Annotated in this window: 10 protein-coding genes; 2 read left to right on the forward strand and 8 right to left on the reverse strand. The window is 67.1% G+C overall.

Annotated elements, in window-relative coordinates; genetic code table 11:
* Window positions 1-12: 12 nt before the first annotated feature.
* The 4 genes from LO55_RS04275 to LO55_RS04290 form a co-directional block, all read right to left on the reverse strand.
* Window positions 13-222, reverse strand: a complete 210-nt coding sequence (locus tag LO55_RS04275) for a hypothetical protein (protein ID WP_071360562.1) — start codon at window positions 220-222, stop codon at window positions 13-15.
* 62 nt (window positions 223-284) lie between these two features.
* Window positions 285-1,661: an ATP-binding protein gene (locus LO55_RS04280; protein WP_071360563.1), complete on the reverse strand. Its 1,377-nt coding sequence runs from the start codon at window positions 1,659-1,661 to the stop codon at window positions 285-287.
* Complete coding sequence (locus LO55_RS04285) at window positions 1,651-2,316, reverse strand: response regulator (RefSeq protein ID WP_071360564.1); 666 nt, start codon at window positions 2,314-2,316, stop codon at window positions 1,651-1,653. Before LO55_RS04285 ends, LO55_RS04280 begins: the two co-directional genes overlap by 11 nt.
* 109 nt (window positions 2,317-2,425) lie before the next feature.
* Window positions 2,426-2,635, reverse strand: a complete 210-nt coding sequence (locus LO55_RS04290) for a hypervirulence associated TUDOR domain-containing protein (protein ID WP_071360565.1) — start codon at window positions 2,633-2,635, stop codon at window positions 2,426-2,428.
* A 199-nt stretch (window positions 2,636-2,834) separates the two neighbouring features.
* Between LO55_RS04290 and LO55_RS04295 the strand changes: the two genes are divergently transcribed.
* The gene (locus LO55_RS04295) at window positions 2,835-4,079 is read left to right on the forward strand and encodes a DUF819 family protein (protein ID WP_071360566.1); all 1,245 of its coding nucleotides are present in this window, start codon (window positions 2,835-2,837) and stop codon (window positions 4,077-4,079) included.
* A 40-nt stretch (window positions 4,080-4,119) separates the two neighbouring features.
* Here the strand turns inward: LO55_RS04295 and LO55_RS04300 are convergent, their stop codons facing one another.
* A complete protein-coding gene (locus tag LO55_RS04300) occupies window positions 4,120-5,637 on the reverse strand; it encodes a BCCT family transporter (protein ID WP_071360567.1) in 1,518 nt (505 codons plus the stop codon).
* Window positions 5,638-5,913: 276 nt separating this feature from the next.
* On the opposite strand from LO55_RS04300, the gene LO55_RS04305 reads away from it, so the two are divergent.
* Entirely contained in the window at window positions 5,914-6,849 is a 936-nt protein-coding gene (locus tag LO55_RS04305; RefSeq protein ID WP_071360568.1) for a helix-turn-helix domain-containing protein, read from the forward strand.
* Here LO55_RS04305 and LO55_RS04310 read toward each other — a convergent pair.
* From LO55_RS04310 to LO55_RS04320, 3 genes are read right to left on the reverse strand one after another with little or no spacing between them, the layout of a single operon-like run.
* Window positions 6,836-8,149, reverse strand: coding sequence for an MFS transporter (locus LO55_RS04310; protein WP_071360569.1), 1,314 nt, complete (start codon window positions 8,147-8,149; stop codon window positions 6,836-6,838). The genes LO55_RS04305 and LO55_RS04310 overlap by 14 nt on opposite strands.
* A complete protein-coding gene (locus LO55_RS04315) occupies window positions 8,146-10,548 on the reverse strand; it encodes a family 20 glycosylhydrolase (protein ID WP_071360570.1) in 2,403 nt (800 codons plus the stop codon). Before LO55_RS04315 ends, LO55_RS04310 begins: the two co-directional genes overlap by 4 nt.
* A 48-nt stretch (window positions 10,549-10,596) precedes the next feature.
* Window positions 10,597-13,236 (reverse strand): TonB-dependent receptor, encoded by a 2,640-nt coding sequence (locus tag LO55_RS04320; RefSeq protein WP_071360571.1) that lies wholly within the window; start codon window positions 13,234-13,236, stop codon window positions 10,597-10,599.
* Window positions 13,237-13,271 lie beyond the last annotated feature (35 nt).

The following is a 13,271-nucleotide window of genomic DNA, read 5'->3' on the forward strand; positions in this document are numbered from 1 at the left end:
GGTTTTCCCTGCTCAGGATGCGTCGTCCTGGCGATCCTCTTTACGCATCAATAATCCGATGCGTTTCTTCTTCTTTTTCACGACAACGGCCTGCTCCTGCGCAGGCTTGGTGGCCGGCGGCGGGGCGACCGGCAATGGAAAGCCCAGGAAAGCCATGACGAAAAAGATCGGCAGAAGAACGTAAAACAGGGGCCGCTTCCAGTTCAGTTTCTGTTTTAGCATGCCCCGCACATAATGCCGAGTTGGCATAATACAAGTACCAACATTTACCCAAGGTGGATAATCTAGAGAGAGGGCAGGTCCAGCGTCACGCCCAGGCCGCGGCCATCGATCCCGGGCCCGAACGCCAGCACGATGCCGTGCAGGTCGGCGATGCGCTTGACGATCGACAGTCCAAGCCCGCTGCCCTGCCGCCCCTGCCCCAGCACGCGGAAGAAACGCTCGGTCAGGCGCTGGCGGCTGTCGGCATCGACGCCGGGGCCGTCGTCGCGCACCACGATGCGCGCGTGGCCGGCGTGGGGCACGGCCGCGATCTCGATCCGGCTGTCGTCCGGGCAGTAGCGCAACGCGTTGTCGACCAGGTTGCGCAGCACGATCTCGAGCATCTGCGGATCGGCCCGCACCTCGTGCACCTCGCAGCGCAGGGCCAGCACGATGCCGCGCGCGGCCGCTTCCTGCGCATGCATGGCGGCCACGCGCTCGAACAGCGGCGCCAGCGCCACCGGCTGGCGCACCAGCTGCTCGCGCGCCAGCGGGTCCAGGCGCGCCAGCGTCAAGAGGCTGTCGACCAGCGCCGTCAGGCGCGCGATGTCCTGGCGCAGCTTCTGGAATGGCGCCGCCAGTTCGGGATGCTGGCGCTGCAGCAGCTGCACGTGCATGTGCAGGCCGGCCAGCGGCGTGCGCAGCTCGTGGGCGGCGTCGGCGGTGAAGCGGCGCTCGGCCTGCAGGGCCGCGTCCAGCCGGCCCAGCACGCCGTTGAGCGCCTGCACGATCGGCAGCACCTCGCGCGCCTGGCCCGCGGTCGGGACCTGGGCCAGGTCATCGGGCGTCTTGGCCGCGATGCTGGCGGCGGTGCGGCGCAGCGGTTTGAGGACGCGGCCGGTCAGGACCCAGCACACCAGCGCCAGCAGCAGCAGGAAGCCCAGCACCGGCAGCCACAGCGAGTCGGCCAGTTCTTCCAGGATGTCATACCGTTTATCCACCTGCTGGCCGACCTGCACCTCGAAGTTGCGCGCCTCGTCGCGCACCACGAACACGCGCCAGCGCTCGCCATTGGCCAGCGCCTCGGCGAAGCCGTGGTCGTCGTCGAAGTTGGACACGAAGGGCCGCAGCGGCGCGTCGCCCGTGCGCTGGATCACGCGAGCGTCGACCACGATCTGGTACTGCATGTCAACCTTGCGTCCATGCGCGCCGCCCGCTCCCGCCTGCGGCAGCAGGCCGCGTTCGTTCCAGTCGGTCGTCGCCGCCATGATCATGTAGCCCGACTCTTCGAGCGCGTCGTCGAACACCTCGTTGGTTTCCTGCCAGGCGATCACGGTGACAATGCCCAGGCTCGCGAGCCACAGCACGGTGCTGGCGGCGACGATGACCGCCAGCAGGCGGCGCCGCAGCGACCATGGTGCATCCTGGCTGCGGTCCTTGTCGTTGGCCTTACTCGCCATCGTTCTTCAACCGGTAGCCGAGGCCGCGCACGGTCACGATGCTGTCGCCCCCAAACTTCTTGCGCAGGTTATGGATGTACACCTCGATCGCATTGCTCTCGACCTCGTCGCCCCAGCCGTACAGGGTTTCCTCGATCTGGGCGCGGGTGACGATGGAGTTCTTCCTCAATAGCAGCGCGTACAGCACATTGTATTCGCGCGCGGTCAGCGCGACCGGCTGGCCGCCCAGGGTGGCCTGCTTGGTGTCGAGGTTGAGGGCGATGCCGGCGTGGCGCAATTCGTTCGCGGCATGGTTGGCGCCGCGCCGCACGGCGGCCCGAATACGGGCCGACATCTCTTCGAGCTCGAACGGCTTGACCAGGTAGTCGTCGGCGCCCAGGTCCAGCCCCTCGACCCGGTCGGCCAGCGCATTGAAGGCGGTGATCAGGATCACCGGCACGCCGTTGCCGGCCTTGCGCAGCCGCGCCAGCAGGTCGTCGCCGGACAAAGCGGGCAGGCCGCGGTCGAGCAGCACGCAGTCGTAATGGTGGGTCTTGAGGGCGGTGTCCGCCGAGTCGCCGCGCTGGACCCAGTCCACCGCGTGCTGGTCCAGGCGCAGCCAAGCCTGGATGGTTTCGCCAAGGGAGGTATCGTCTTCGACTAACAGGATGCGCATGCGAGGTTCCGGCAACTGGGGAACGCCAGTATGGCGCAGGTCGGGAAAAAAGTCCGACCCGCCGCCGAGCATGCCGCGCGAAGGTGAAGCGAATCTTAAGCGCAGTCCATCATACCTTCTTGAGCGATCCCGGCTTGTGCGCCGCCTCGGCCCCGGTCTTGTCGCTGGCCACCAGGTATTCGGGATTATCCTTCGACGCCGCCACGTGGTGGCCCTTGATGTCGGTCGGCGTGGTCAGCTTCTTCTTGACCTTGCCCGTGACCGTGCCTTGCGACGACTTCCACTGCACCTTGTCACCTGCCTTGAATGTGCCAGCCATGATGCCTCCTGAATGTGATGTAGACCTATTTCACCATGCTTCGAGCCCGTGCCCGCGCATGTGAGCGAGACAAACGGGAGACAAGCGCCACGTTTTTGGCTTGCCGTAAAGACATGATTTTCAAGACAAAAACTGTAGAATGCGCCGTCCAGCCGCATTGGCGGCGGGCTCGCCGATCCACCCTTTACCTGGACCTACGATGCAATCTGTCTCTCCGCTAGTCACCAACGATGCCGTCGTGCTCGGCATGCTCGCCGTCATCCTCGGCGCCGTCTTCTGGACCTCGTCCCGCAAGACGGGCGCCTGGAGCAGGTTCTACACCTATGTGCCGGCCCTGCTGCTGTGCTACCTGATCCCGGCGCTGCTCAATACGGCGGGGATCGTCGATGGCAACGCTTCGTCGCTGTATCCGGTGGCGCGCGATTACCTGCTGCCGACCGCTCTGGTGCTGCTGTGCGTGGCGATCGACTTCGGCGCCGTGCTGCGGCTCGGCCCGAAGGCCATCATCATGTTCCTGACCGGAACCCTGGGCGTGATGCTGGGCGCCATCGTATCCTTTATCGCGATGGACTTCATCCATCCCGAGACCGTGGCCGGCGACACCTGGCGCGGCATGACCACGGTGGCCGGCTCCTGGATCGGCGGCGGCGCCAATCAGGCCGCGATGAAGGAAGTGTTCGAGGTCGAAGCCACCCTGTTCGGCCAGTTCGTCGCGGTCGACGTGCTGGTCGCCAACGTCTGGATGGCGGTGCTGCTGTTCCTGGCCAGCCGCGCCCAGGCCTTCGACCGCTGGACCGGCGCCGACGTCTCCGCCATCAACGCGCTCAAGGAAAAGATCGAACATTATCAGGCCGAGCACGCGCGCATTCCGACGCTCACCGACGTGATGGTGGTGCTGGCCGTGGGCCTGGGCGCGACCGGCCTGTCGCATGCGCTGACCGGCCCCACCGTCGCCTGGATCTCCAGCCTGCCGGCCGAATGGCGCCTGCAGGACTACAGCCTCACCTCGAGCTTCTTCTGGATCGTGGTGTACGCCACCACTTTCGGCCTGCTGCTGAGCTTTACGCGGGCGCGCAAGCTGGAAGGCGCCGGCGCCTCGACCATCGGCTCGGCCATGTTGTACATCCTGGTGGCGACCATCGGCATGCACATGGACCTGAACGCGCTGCTCGACCGCCCGTGGCTGTTCCTGCTGGGCCTGATCTGGATCGCGGTGCACGGCGGCCTGATGCTGCTGGTGGCCAAGCTGATCCGGGCGCCGCTGTTCTTCATGGCGGTCGGCTCGCAGGCCAATATCGGCGGCGCCGCCTCGGCGCCGGTGATCGCCAGCGCCTTCCACCCGGCGCTGGCCCCGGTCGGGGTGCTGCTGGCGGTGATCGGCTATGCGCTCGGCACCTACTGCGCCTACATCACCGGCCTGCTGCTGCGCATGCTGGCCACGTAAGCCTTGCGCGCGCCCCGTTCAGGGGCGCGTTTCTTTCCACTTATTTCTCGACCATCTGGCGCATGCGCCGGCGCAGTTCGCGCTCGCGCTTCTCGTGCGCCGTCCAGTCCTCGCACACGGCGCGGTAGAGCGAGACCAGCATCAGGATGATCACCAGCGAGAACGGCACCGCGAACACGATGGTGGCCGTCTGCAGCGCCTTCAGGCCACCCGCCAGCAGCAGGCTGATCGCCATGCCGGCGATCAGGCCGCCCCACATCAGCTTGGTCTTCGTGGACGGGTTCGGGTTGCCGCCGCTGCTCATCATGCCCAGCACCAGCACCGCCGAGTCGCCCGAGGTGACGAAGAACACCAGTACCAGCACCGTGGCCACGGCCGACATGATCAGGCCCAGCGGCAGCGCGTCGAACAGCGCGAACAGCGCGGTCGAGGTGTCGGCGCGGACCGCGTCCGAGATCGGGATCTGCTGCCAGATCTCCATGTGCAGCGCGGTGCCGCCGAAGATCGAGAACCACAGGAAGGCGGCCAGGGTCGGCGCCAGCATGGTGCCGATGATGAATTCGCGGATCGTGCGGCCGCGCGAGACGCGCGCGATGAACAGGCCGACGAACGGCGACCACGAAATCCACCAGGCCCAGTAGAAGATGGTCCAGCTGCCCACCCAGTTGCTGTCGCGGAACGGGGTGGCGCGCAGGCTCATGCGCACGAACTCGGTCACGTAGCTGCCCAGGGTGCTGGTGAAGGTGTCGATGATCGCCACCGTCGGACCGACCAGGAACACCACCAGCGCCAGCACGGCCGCCATGGTCATGTTGATGTTCGACAGAATTTTGACGCCGCGCGTCACGCCAGTGACCGCCGACGTCAGGAACAGGGCGGTGGCGACCAGGATGATGCCGATCTGCGAATATTCGCTGATCACGAGGCCGAACACCGTGTTCATGCCGCTGTTGATCTGCATGGCGCCAAGGCCGAGCGAAGCGGCCACGCCGAAGGCGGTGGCCACCACCGCCAGCCCGTTGAACAGGCCGCCCAGGCGCTTGACGATCGGCCAGGGCAAGGCACCGGTGGCGGTGCTGACCAGGGCGTCGCCGCCGCGCCGGTACTGGAAGAAGGCGATCGCCAGCGCCACCGCGCTGTAGACGGCCCACGGATGGATGCCCCAGTGGAAGAAGGTGTAGCGCATCGCCACCCCCGCCGCTTCCGGGGTGGCAGACACGGTGCCCGGCGGCGCATCGATGTAGTGCGAGATCGGCTCGGCCACGCCAAAGAACACCAGGCCGATGCCCATGCCGGCGGCGAACAGCATCGAGAACCAGCTGCCGATCGAGAACTCGGGCTCGTCGTCTTCGTCGCCCAGCTTGAGGTTGCCGTAGCGGCTGAAGGCCATGAACAGGGCGAAGGCCACCAGGCCCAGCACCACCCACAGGTAGAACCAGCCGAAGTTGCGGGTCACGGATGCGAGGACGGTGTCGAACACCGCCCCCATGCTGTCAGGAGCGATCACGCCCCACAAAACGATGGCAAGGATGAAACCCGCCGAGAGTGCTGTCTGCATGTCTTCTCCCGTAGACAGTAACGCGCGTCGGCGTCTTATGTTTTAAATAATTCATCATTGTAAGTGATTTAATCACTTATTGCAGCGCAGCAGGACTTCTTGCGTCACGACGGATCTTATACTTTTTATACGAAAACGCATGTACCATTGCGCAAGCTCAGAGTGTTGTCGTGGGTACACACAGTTCGCCATACAAAGGGGTTTGGCCGCATAATTGATTCAGTCTTGTAATGACGTCATGCGATGCCCGCTCCCGCCCTCCCCACCGCATCTCCCATGCCACGCACGCGCGTGGATTCGCCACCCGCCGGGCGGGCGACCGCGCGCGATTCGCGCCTCTACGAGGTAATGGACCTGATGCTCGATTCGGTCGGCGACCCGCTGGCCCTGGGCAGCCTGGCCGCCTCGGCCAGCTATTCGAGCTACCACTTCGACCGCATCTTCCGCGAACTTACCGGTTTCTCGGCGGTGGAATACCAGCGCAAGCGCCGCCTGCGCCGCGCCGCCCACCTGCTGCGCCACGAGCCGGACGTGCCGGTCGGGCGCATCGCCCAGGATTGCGGCTTCCCATCCAACGCGGCCTTTTCCAAGGCCTTCCGCCAGCACTTCGCGATGTCGGCCAAGGAGTGGCGCGACGGCGGCTGGCGCGCCTATATGGACGCCCAGGTCGGGCGCGAGAGCGACGTCAGTTTCTTCGTGGCCGAGCCGAGCAACCTGGCGGCCCTGCAGGCGCCCTACTGCCCGCCCGAACCGGGCAGCGTCGCCGCCCGCGTCACGGTGCGCAGCCTGCCCGCCGTGAGCCTGCGCTACCAGCGCTTCTTCGGCCAGTCGGGCGCCGCCCTGTCGCTGGCCTGCAATGCCTTCATCTGCGAGCGCGAACGCTCTGGCCTGGCGCGCGGCGCGTCCTGGTATGGGGTGTTCGACGAGGATCCCGGCTTTACCGGCGAGCGCGAATACTGCTACGACTTCGGCTTTGGCGCCGATGCGCCGGACGACGATCCGACGCTCGGCCTGCGCGTGCTGCCGGCCGGCAGCTACGCCTGCCTCGACTTCGACGGCGACTGGCCGCGCTTTCGGGCGATGTACGAAGACTGGCTCGAACGCCAGGTGGTGTGGCGGCTGGACGCCACCCGCCCGCACATCCAGAAGGTCGAGCGCGACGGCGACGGGCTCTGGCGCGGCTGGCTGGCCCTGCCGGTCAAGAAACGTTAGGGGCGGACTTATCCCCGGGCGCGATCCGCATGAAGCGGCTCAGCACCAGCACCGGCACGCTGGCCAGCAACACCCACAGGAAGAAGTCGCGGTAGCCCAGCGCCTGCTGGATGTCGCCGCTGATCGTGCGGAACAACACGAAACCCAGCTGCATGAAGCCGGTGCCGAGCGCGTAGTGGGCCGCCTGGTAGCGGCCGCTGGCCACCACCTGCATGATGAACAGGATCACGCCGACGAAGCCGAAACCGTAGCCGAACATCTCGATCCCCAGCAGGCCGACGATCAGCGGCATCGATTCGGGCTGGGCATGGCTCAGGTACCAGAAGGCGGCGTTCGGCAGGTTCATGGCCAGGATCAGGATCGGCAGCGCGCGTTGAAGGCTCAGCCAGGCCGTGAAGTAGCCGCCGGCGATGCTGCCCACCAAAAAGGCGGCGGTGCCGACCGTGCCGTAGGCCCAGCCCACTTCGGCGGTGGTGAGCCCCAGGCCGCCGACTTCGCGCGCATCGCGCAGGAACAGCGGACCGATCGACTGGATCTGCCCTTCGCCGGCGCGGAACAGGATGATGAACAGGATCGCCAGCCAGATGCCCGGCTTGGCGAAGAAGGTCTTGATCACGTCCAGCAGGGTGGCGCCGATGCTGCCCAGGCCGAGCCCTGCCCTGGCCACCCTGGGTGTGGCCGGCAGCGCGCGCACGTGGTACAGCCCGAGCAGCGCCATCAGGCCGCCCAGCAGCAGGAACACGGTGGTCCATGCGGCCTCGATGCCGAGGCGCTGTTCCAGCGCCCCGGCCAGGATGAGCAGGCCGCCCAGCGAGATGAACTTGGCCGCATTGAAGAAGGCGCCCTGCCAGCCGGCATAGGCGGCCTGCTCGCGCGCATCCAGGCTGGCGATATAGATGCCGTCGGCGACGATGTCGTGCGTGCTGGAGGCCAGCGAGACGACCGCCAGCAAGGCGATGCACAGCGCGAACCACGCCGGCAGCTGCAGCGCCAGGGCCACCAGCGCCAGGCAGGCGCCGCCGATCAGCTGGCAAGCGACCACCGCCAGGCGCCGGCTGGGGGCCAGTTCCATGAACGGACTCCACAGCGCTTTGAAGGCCCAGGCCAGGCCCAATAAACCGGTCCAGCGCGCGATCTGGTCGTTCGGCACGCCCATGCTCTTGAGCATCTGGCCTGCCACCAGGGCCACCGCGTAGAACGGCAGGCCCTGGGCCAGGTACAGGGTCGGCACCCAGGATAGCGGATGACGGCGTCTTTCCTTCAAGGTCGTGGCGGCGGGGGCATCGTTCATCGCGGTCATGGCAATTCCAGATTCAGGGTGACGATGCGGCTGGCGCGTCCACGGGTGTCGACGCTGGCCAGCTTCACGCTGCGGCTGCCGGCAAGCGGCGCCGGCGCCGTGTAGCGTGGGCTGTGCGCGCCGGGCTCGCTGCCATCCAGAGTGTAATGCACGGCCAGGCCCGGCAGGGCGATATTCGCATGCAGCCAGCCCTCCTCGACCACCGCGCCGGGCGGCGGCAGGCGGTAGCCCCAGGGCTGCGGCAGGCGGTCCAGGCGCGGCAGCTCGCGCTGCCCGAGGCGGTTGGCGAATTCGTTCCAGTCGGCGGCCAGTTCGTCGGGATGCTTCCAGCCGGGGTCGGCGCTCCAGGCCCGTTCGGCCAGGCCGATCAGGCGCGGCAGCGCCAGGTACTCGACCCGTTCGCGCGAACGCGCGTTCTCGCCCCACAGCTGCCCCTGCAAGCCCTTGACGCGTTGGCGTCCACCGGCGTCGAGCGGGGCCAGCGCCGCTATGTGCGCAAGTGTCGGCGCACGGCCCATTGCGTCATGCTGAGGCAGCAGCGGCGCATCGAGGGGAACCATGCCGAAGGGTTCGCGGGTGTCGACGAAGCCGGCCCAGTAATAGCCCGGTTCCTGCGGATGCTTGGCATAGGCGAAGTCGAAGTACAGGCTGGCGGCGCTCGACAGCACCACCTGATGGCCGGCATTGGCCAGGCGGTTGGCGCAGTCTTCCTGGCCGGAACCCCAGCCGTTGTTCCAGACGTAGACGTCTTCGCCCTGCCCCGCGCCGTTCGAGGTCAGCGCGGTTTCTTCCCAGCCGCTGAAGGCGATGCCGTGACGCGCCAGGATCGCGCGGCAGCGCGCCTGGAAGTCGTCGCGCAACTGGCGCGCCTCCAGCCAGCCGTGCGCGCGCATGCGCGCCTGGCAGGCGGGCGAGCCGAGCCAGGCGCCGACCGGGACCTCGTCGCCACCGGTGTGCAGCACGCGCAAGGGCATGCCCGCTTGCCGGTACAGCGCCGCGACCTCGGCGACCACGGTGTCGATGAAGCGGTCGACAGAGGGCAGCGCGATGCACATCACGTTATCGGTCCACAGCTGCACCGATTCATAGACCGAGGCATCCATCGGATCGCTCAGCAGGTATTCTTCGGCGCCGGCGATATCTCCCGCCGCCATCAGGCGCGCATGGCGCACCCGCATCGCCTCGACCGCCGCGCGCGCGTGGCCCGGCATATTGAATTCGGGGATCACCTCGATGTGCAGGCGCCGCGCGTGGCGCAGGATGGTCACGAATTCGTCGGCCCTATAAAAGCCGCTGCCGCCGGGCGAACGCGTGTCGGCGCCGGAGCCGAACGATGGCGGCAGGCAGGGAGATTCGCCCGGCGCGGGAACGCCGCGCCGGGCGCCGACCTCGGTCAGCTCGGGCAGCGCGGCGATCGCCAGGCGCCAGCCTTCGTCGTCGGTCAGGTGGAAGTGGAAGCGATTGAGTTTATAACTCGCCATGCAGTCGAGCAGGCGCAGCACGGTGTCGACGCTGGAGAAATGGCGGGCGACGTCGAGCATCATGCCGCGGTAGGCGAAGCGCGGGGTGTCCACGACCGTCCCGCATGGCAGCGCGCCGTCCTGCGCCAGGAGCTGGGCCAGGCTCTGCAGGCCGTTGAAGACGCCGTGCGCGCCTGCGCCACGCACCACGACGCGCTCGGGTGCGATCTCCAGCTGGTAGGCTTCGGACTCCATCGCGGGATCGGTCTCGAGCACGATGCGGGCGTCGCCCTCGCCCTCGGGCAGCGTTGCCAGGAGCGAGCGCAGGAAGGCCGATTCATTATCGAGCTGCGCGCTGCCGTCGATCGGCGTCGATCGCCCGAGCGCACAGCTGCGCCCATCGAAGCGCGCCATGCGCGGGCGCGGCGTAATGCGGCCGACGGCGTCGTCGTCCAGCAGCGACAGCACCGCATTCTGTTCGAATCGCCAGGCCGCATCGGCCGTGGGCAGCAGGTCGCCGCGCATGCGGTGGCGCTGCTCCGGTCGCACGAAGGGCGCGATGTCGGGATCGCCCAGGTCGAACGCCTTCCCCACCGCATCCAGCAGATAGAAGCCCAAGGGCGCATCGGTGATGCCGATCGCCCAGTGCAGGGATTCGTAAACGATGACATGCTCCTGCCCCGGCAGCCAGGCGCCGCCCAGCGGCATGCACAGGCTGAACAGATCGCCGTTCAGGTGCGCGGCCTGGAAGCCTCTGCTCACGGTCTCGGGCAGGATCTTGCGGCAGGTGTTGAAGCACAGGGTCCAGCCGGGCGCGATCGCATCAAGGCCATCGTTGCGCAGCGTGAGCTGCGCGGTAAACGCGTCGTCGCGTGTGAAGTTGCTCAGGCATTCCCAGGCGATCGCGATCGCCGGGCCGCCCTCTGGTCGGTACGTCATGGGATTGATTCCAGGTTGGGGAGGCGCGCGCGGCGCCTCCCCGGTCGATCACAGCTTGCCGCGCAGGCCGAGGTAGAAGGTGCGGCCGTTCGAGTAGAAGGCACGCGGCCGGTCCTCGTTTTCGGCGTACATCTTGATGGTCTCGTTGGTGAGGTTCAGCGCATCGAAGGTCAGCGTGAGCTTGTCCGTCAGCTTGACGTTGACCGAGGCCGCCAGCGACGGCATGTCGTCCACGTGCTGGCTGGCGCCGCGGTCCACGCCGGCCTTGTACTTGGAACGCCAGTTGTAGGCCAGGCGCGCCGAGAAGCGCTCGTTCTCGAAGTAGCCGGTCACGTTGTAGGTGTTTTTCGAGGAGTTGAGCAGTTCGCCGCCATCGTCCAGCTCACCGTCGGCATAGGTGTAGTTGACCAGCATGCCGAAGTTGTCCAGGAACGGCTGCTGCCAGCTCAGCTCCACGCCGCGGTTACGTCCGCTGGTGTTGTAGGGCGACGTGATCTGGTATTCGGTGAAGGTCTCGCGCTTGTTGTTGTAATAGCTCCCGGTCGACGTGCCCTGGGCCACGATCGAGCGCAGGTCCATGTAGAACAGGCCGGCCGACAGCAGCGCCTTCGGCGCGTAGTACCACTCGGCGCCGATGTCGAAGTTGGTCGAGCGCACCGGATCGAGGTTCACGTTGCCGCCGCTGCCGCTCAGCGCGTCGTCGTTGAGCGAGACCGAGCCGCCCAGCGCGCTGTAGTCGGGCCGCGCGATGGTCTTGGCCAGCGCGGTGCGAATCGTCAGGTCGGGCGTCAGGTCGTACTTCAGGTTGGCGCTCGGCAGGTAGTCGCGGTAGGTGCGCTTGAACGTGGTCGGGGTATAGGGACCGAAGGCCGAACCCGTGATCGGCGTCGGGCCGCCCGGCAGGTTGACGACCGTGGTCTGGCGCGTCTCGATGGCGCGCAGGCCGATATTGCCGCTCCAGCGGTCGCCGCCGAAGTCGACCATGCCGTAGACCGCCGCCGTCTTCTCGGCCACCTCGAACTCGTTCATCCAGTTATGGCGCAGCACATAGTCGAGCAGGCGGTTGCCGGGGATCGCGCCCCAGGCGCCGAGCGCCGCGCCGTCGTACTTGAAGTAAGGGATGCCGCTGTAGCCGCCGATGTCGCTGCCGAAGTCGCCCGGATACATCTGCCCGCTCCAGGCCGGCTGCGGATTGGTGAAGCCGACCGGGCCCGGACGGGTTTCCAGCGGATGCTCGGCGGTGCGCTCGTGGTCGGTCCAGCGCGCACCAAAGCGCAGCGACTGGAAGGTCGGGTTGTCGAGGCGCAGCTCGCCGTCGAGCTGGGCGTATTCTTCCTTGTCCACCGACTGCGATTCGCCGCCGCCGGCCCAGGCGGTCGAGCCGGGCACGGCGGTGTTGCCGCCGGGGTAGCTGACCGAGGCCGGCGACAGCCCGTTCAAGGCGTACACCATGCCGCCGTCGACGTTGTTCTGGTAATAGACGTCGTCGCGGTCCCAGCCCACGCCATGGGTCTTGCCGACCTTGCCCGACAGGCTGAAGCGCTCGCTGACGCGCCACTTGCCGTTGAAGTCGAGGTACCACGATTCGCCGCCCGCATCCGGGCGGTAGATATTGTCGACCTCGCCCGCATTGCGGGTGAATCCGGCGCCCACCAGGGTGTTGTTGCGCACCACCGGATTGATCGGAATCAGGCCCAGGCTGTTGATCGAGTTGGCCGGAGCGGCCAGCGAGTTGGTGTTCTGGTGCGGCGCTTCCAGCTTCGAATAGAAGCCGTTCAGGTCCAGCGTGAGATCGCGGTTCGGCCGCACCTCGATGTCGAAGGCGCCGCCTTCGCGTTTCTTGGTCTGCTCGAACAGGGCGGCGCCGATAAAGGTCGGCACGATCACGCCGGCCAGCGCCGGGTTGGCGATGGCCGCCGCGCTGGTCGCGCTGATCGGGGTGTAGCCCAGGATTTCCTGGCCGTCGCGGCGCACGCTGGCCTTTTCCGAGAATCCCTGGACCAGGATGCCGGCGGTATTGGCGGCGTTCTTCCAGCTCACCAGGCCCGACAGGTGCGGCTCGGTCTTGCCGGAGAGGTCGTTGTAGTTGGCCTGCACCGAACCCTCGACCGTCAGCTGCTGCTTGAAGTCGAGCGGACGGCGCGTGATGACGTTGATGGCGCCCGAGACGCCGCCTTCGACCAGGTCGGCGGTGGGGCTTTTCTGGACCACGATCGAGCCGACCAGCTCGGACGGCAGCAGCGAGAAGCTGCTGGAGCGGCCGACGTTGCCGCCGATCTGGTTCAGCACGAACCAGTCGCCGGTGCTGATCGCATGGCCGTTGAACAGCGTCTGCTGCAGGCTGGGGCTGGTGCCGCGCAGGCTGACGCGGTCGTTCTCGCCGAAGCCGCCTTCGCCGCCGGCCGACGATTGCGTGTTCACGCCCGGCAGGCGCTGGATCGCGTCGGCCACGTTTTTATCGGGCATCTTGCCGATGTCCTCGGCGGTCACGACCTCGACCACGGCGTCGGCGTTGCGCTTCTGGCGCAGCGACTGCTCGAGGGCGGCGCGCACGCCGGTGACCACCACGGTCTGCGGCCCTGCGATGGGCGCCTCCTGTGCCCAGGCCTGTCCCATCGACATCGCCACCCCTGCCACCGCCGCCGCGATCGCGGTGCGCTGGTACTGCCGTGCCTTCAACTCGTTCATGTGCCTCTCCAAAACCAGGTTGGTTGTTCTACACA

The organism is Massilia timonae (assembly GCF_001866515.1).
Taxonomy (GTDB): Bacteria; Pseudomonadota; Gammaproteobacteria; order Burkholderiales; family Burkholderiaceae_D; genus Telluria; species Telluria timonae.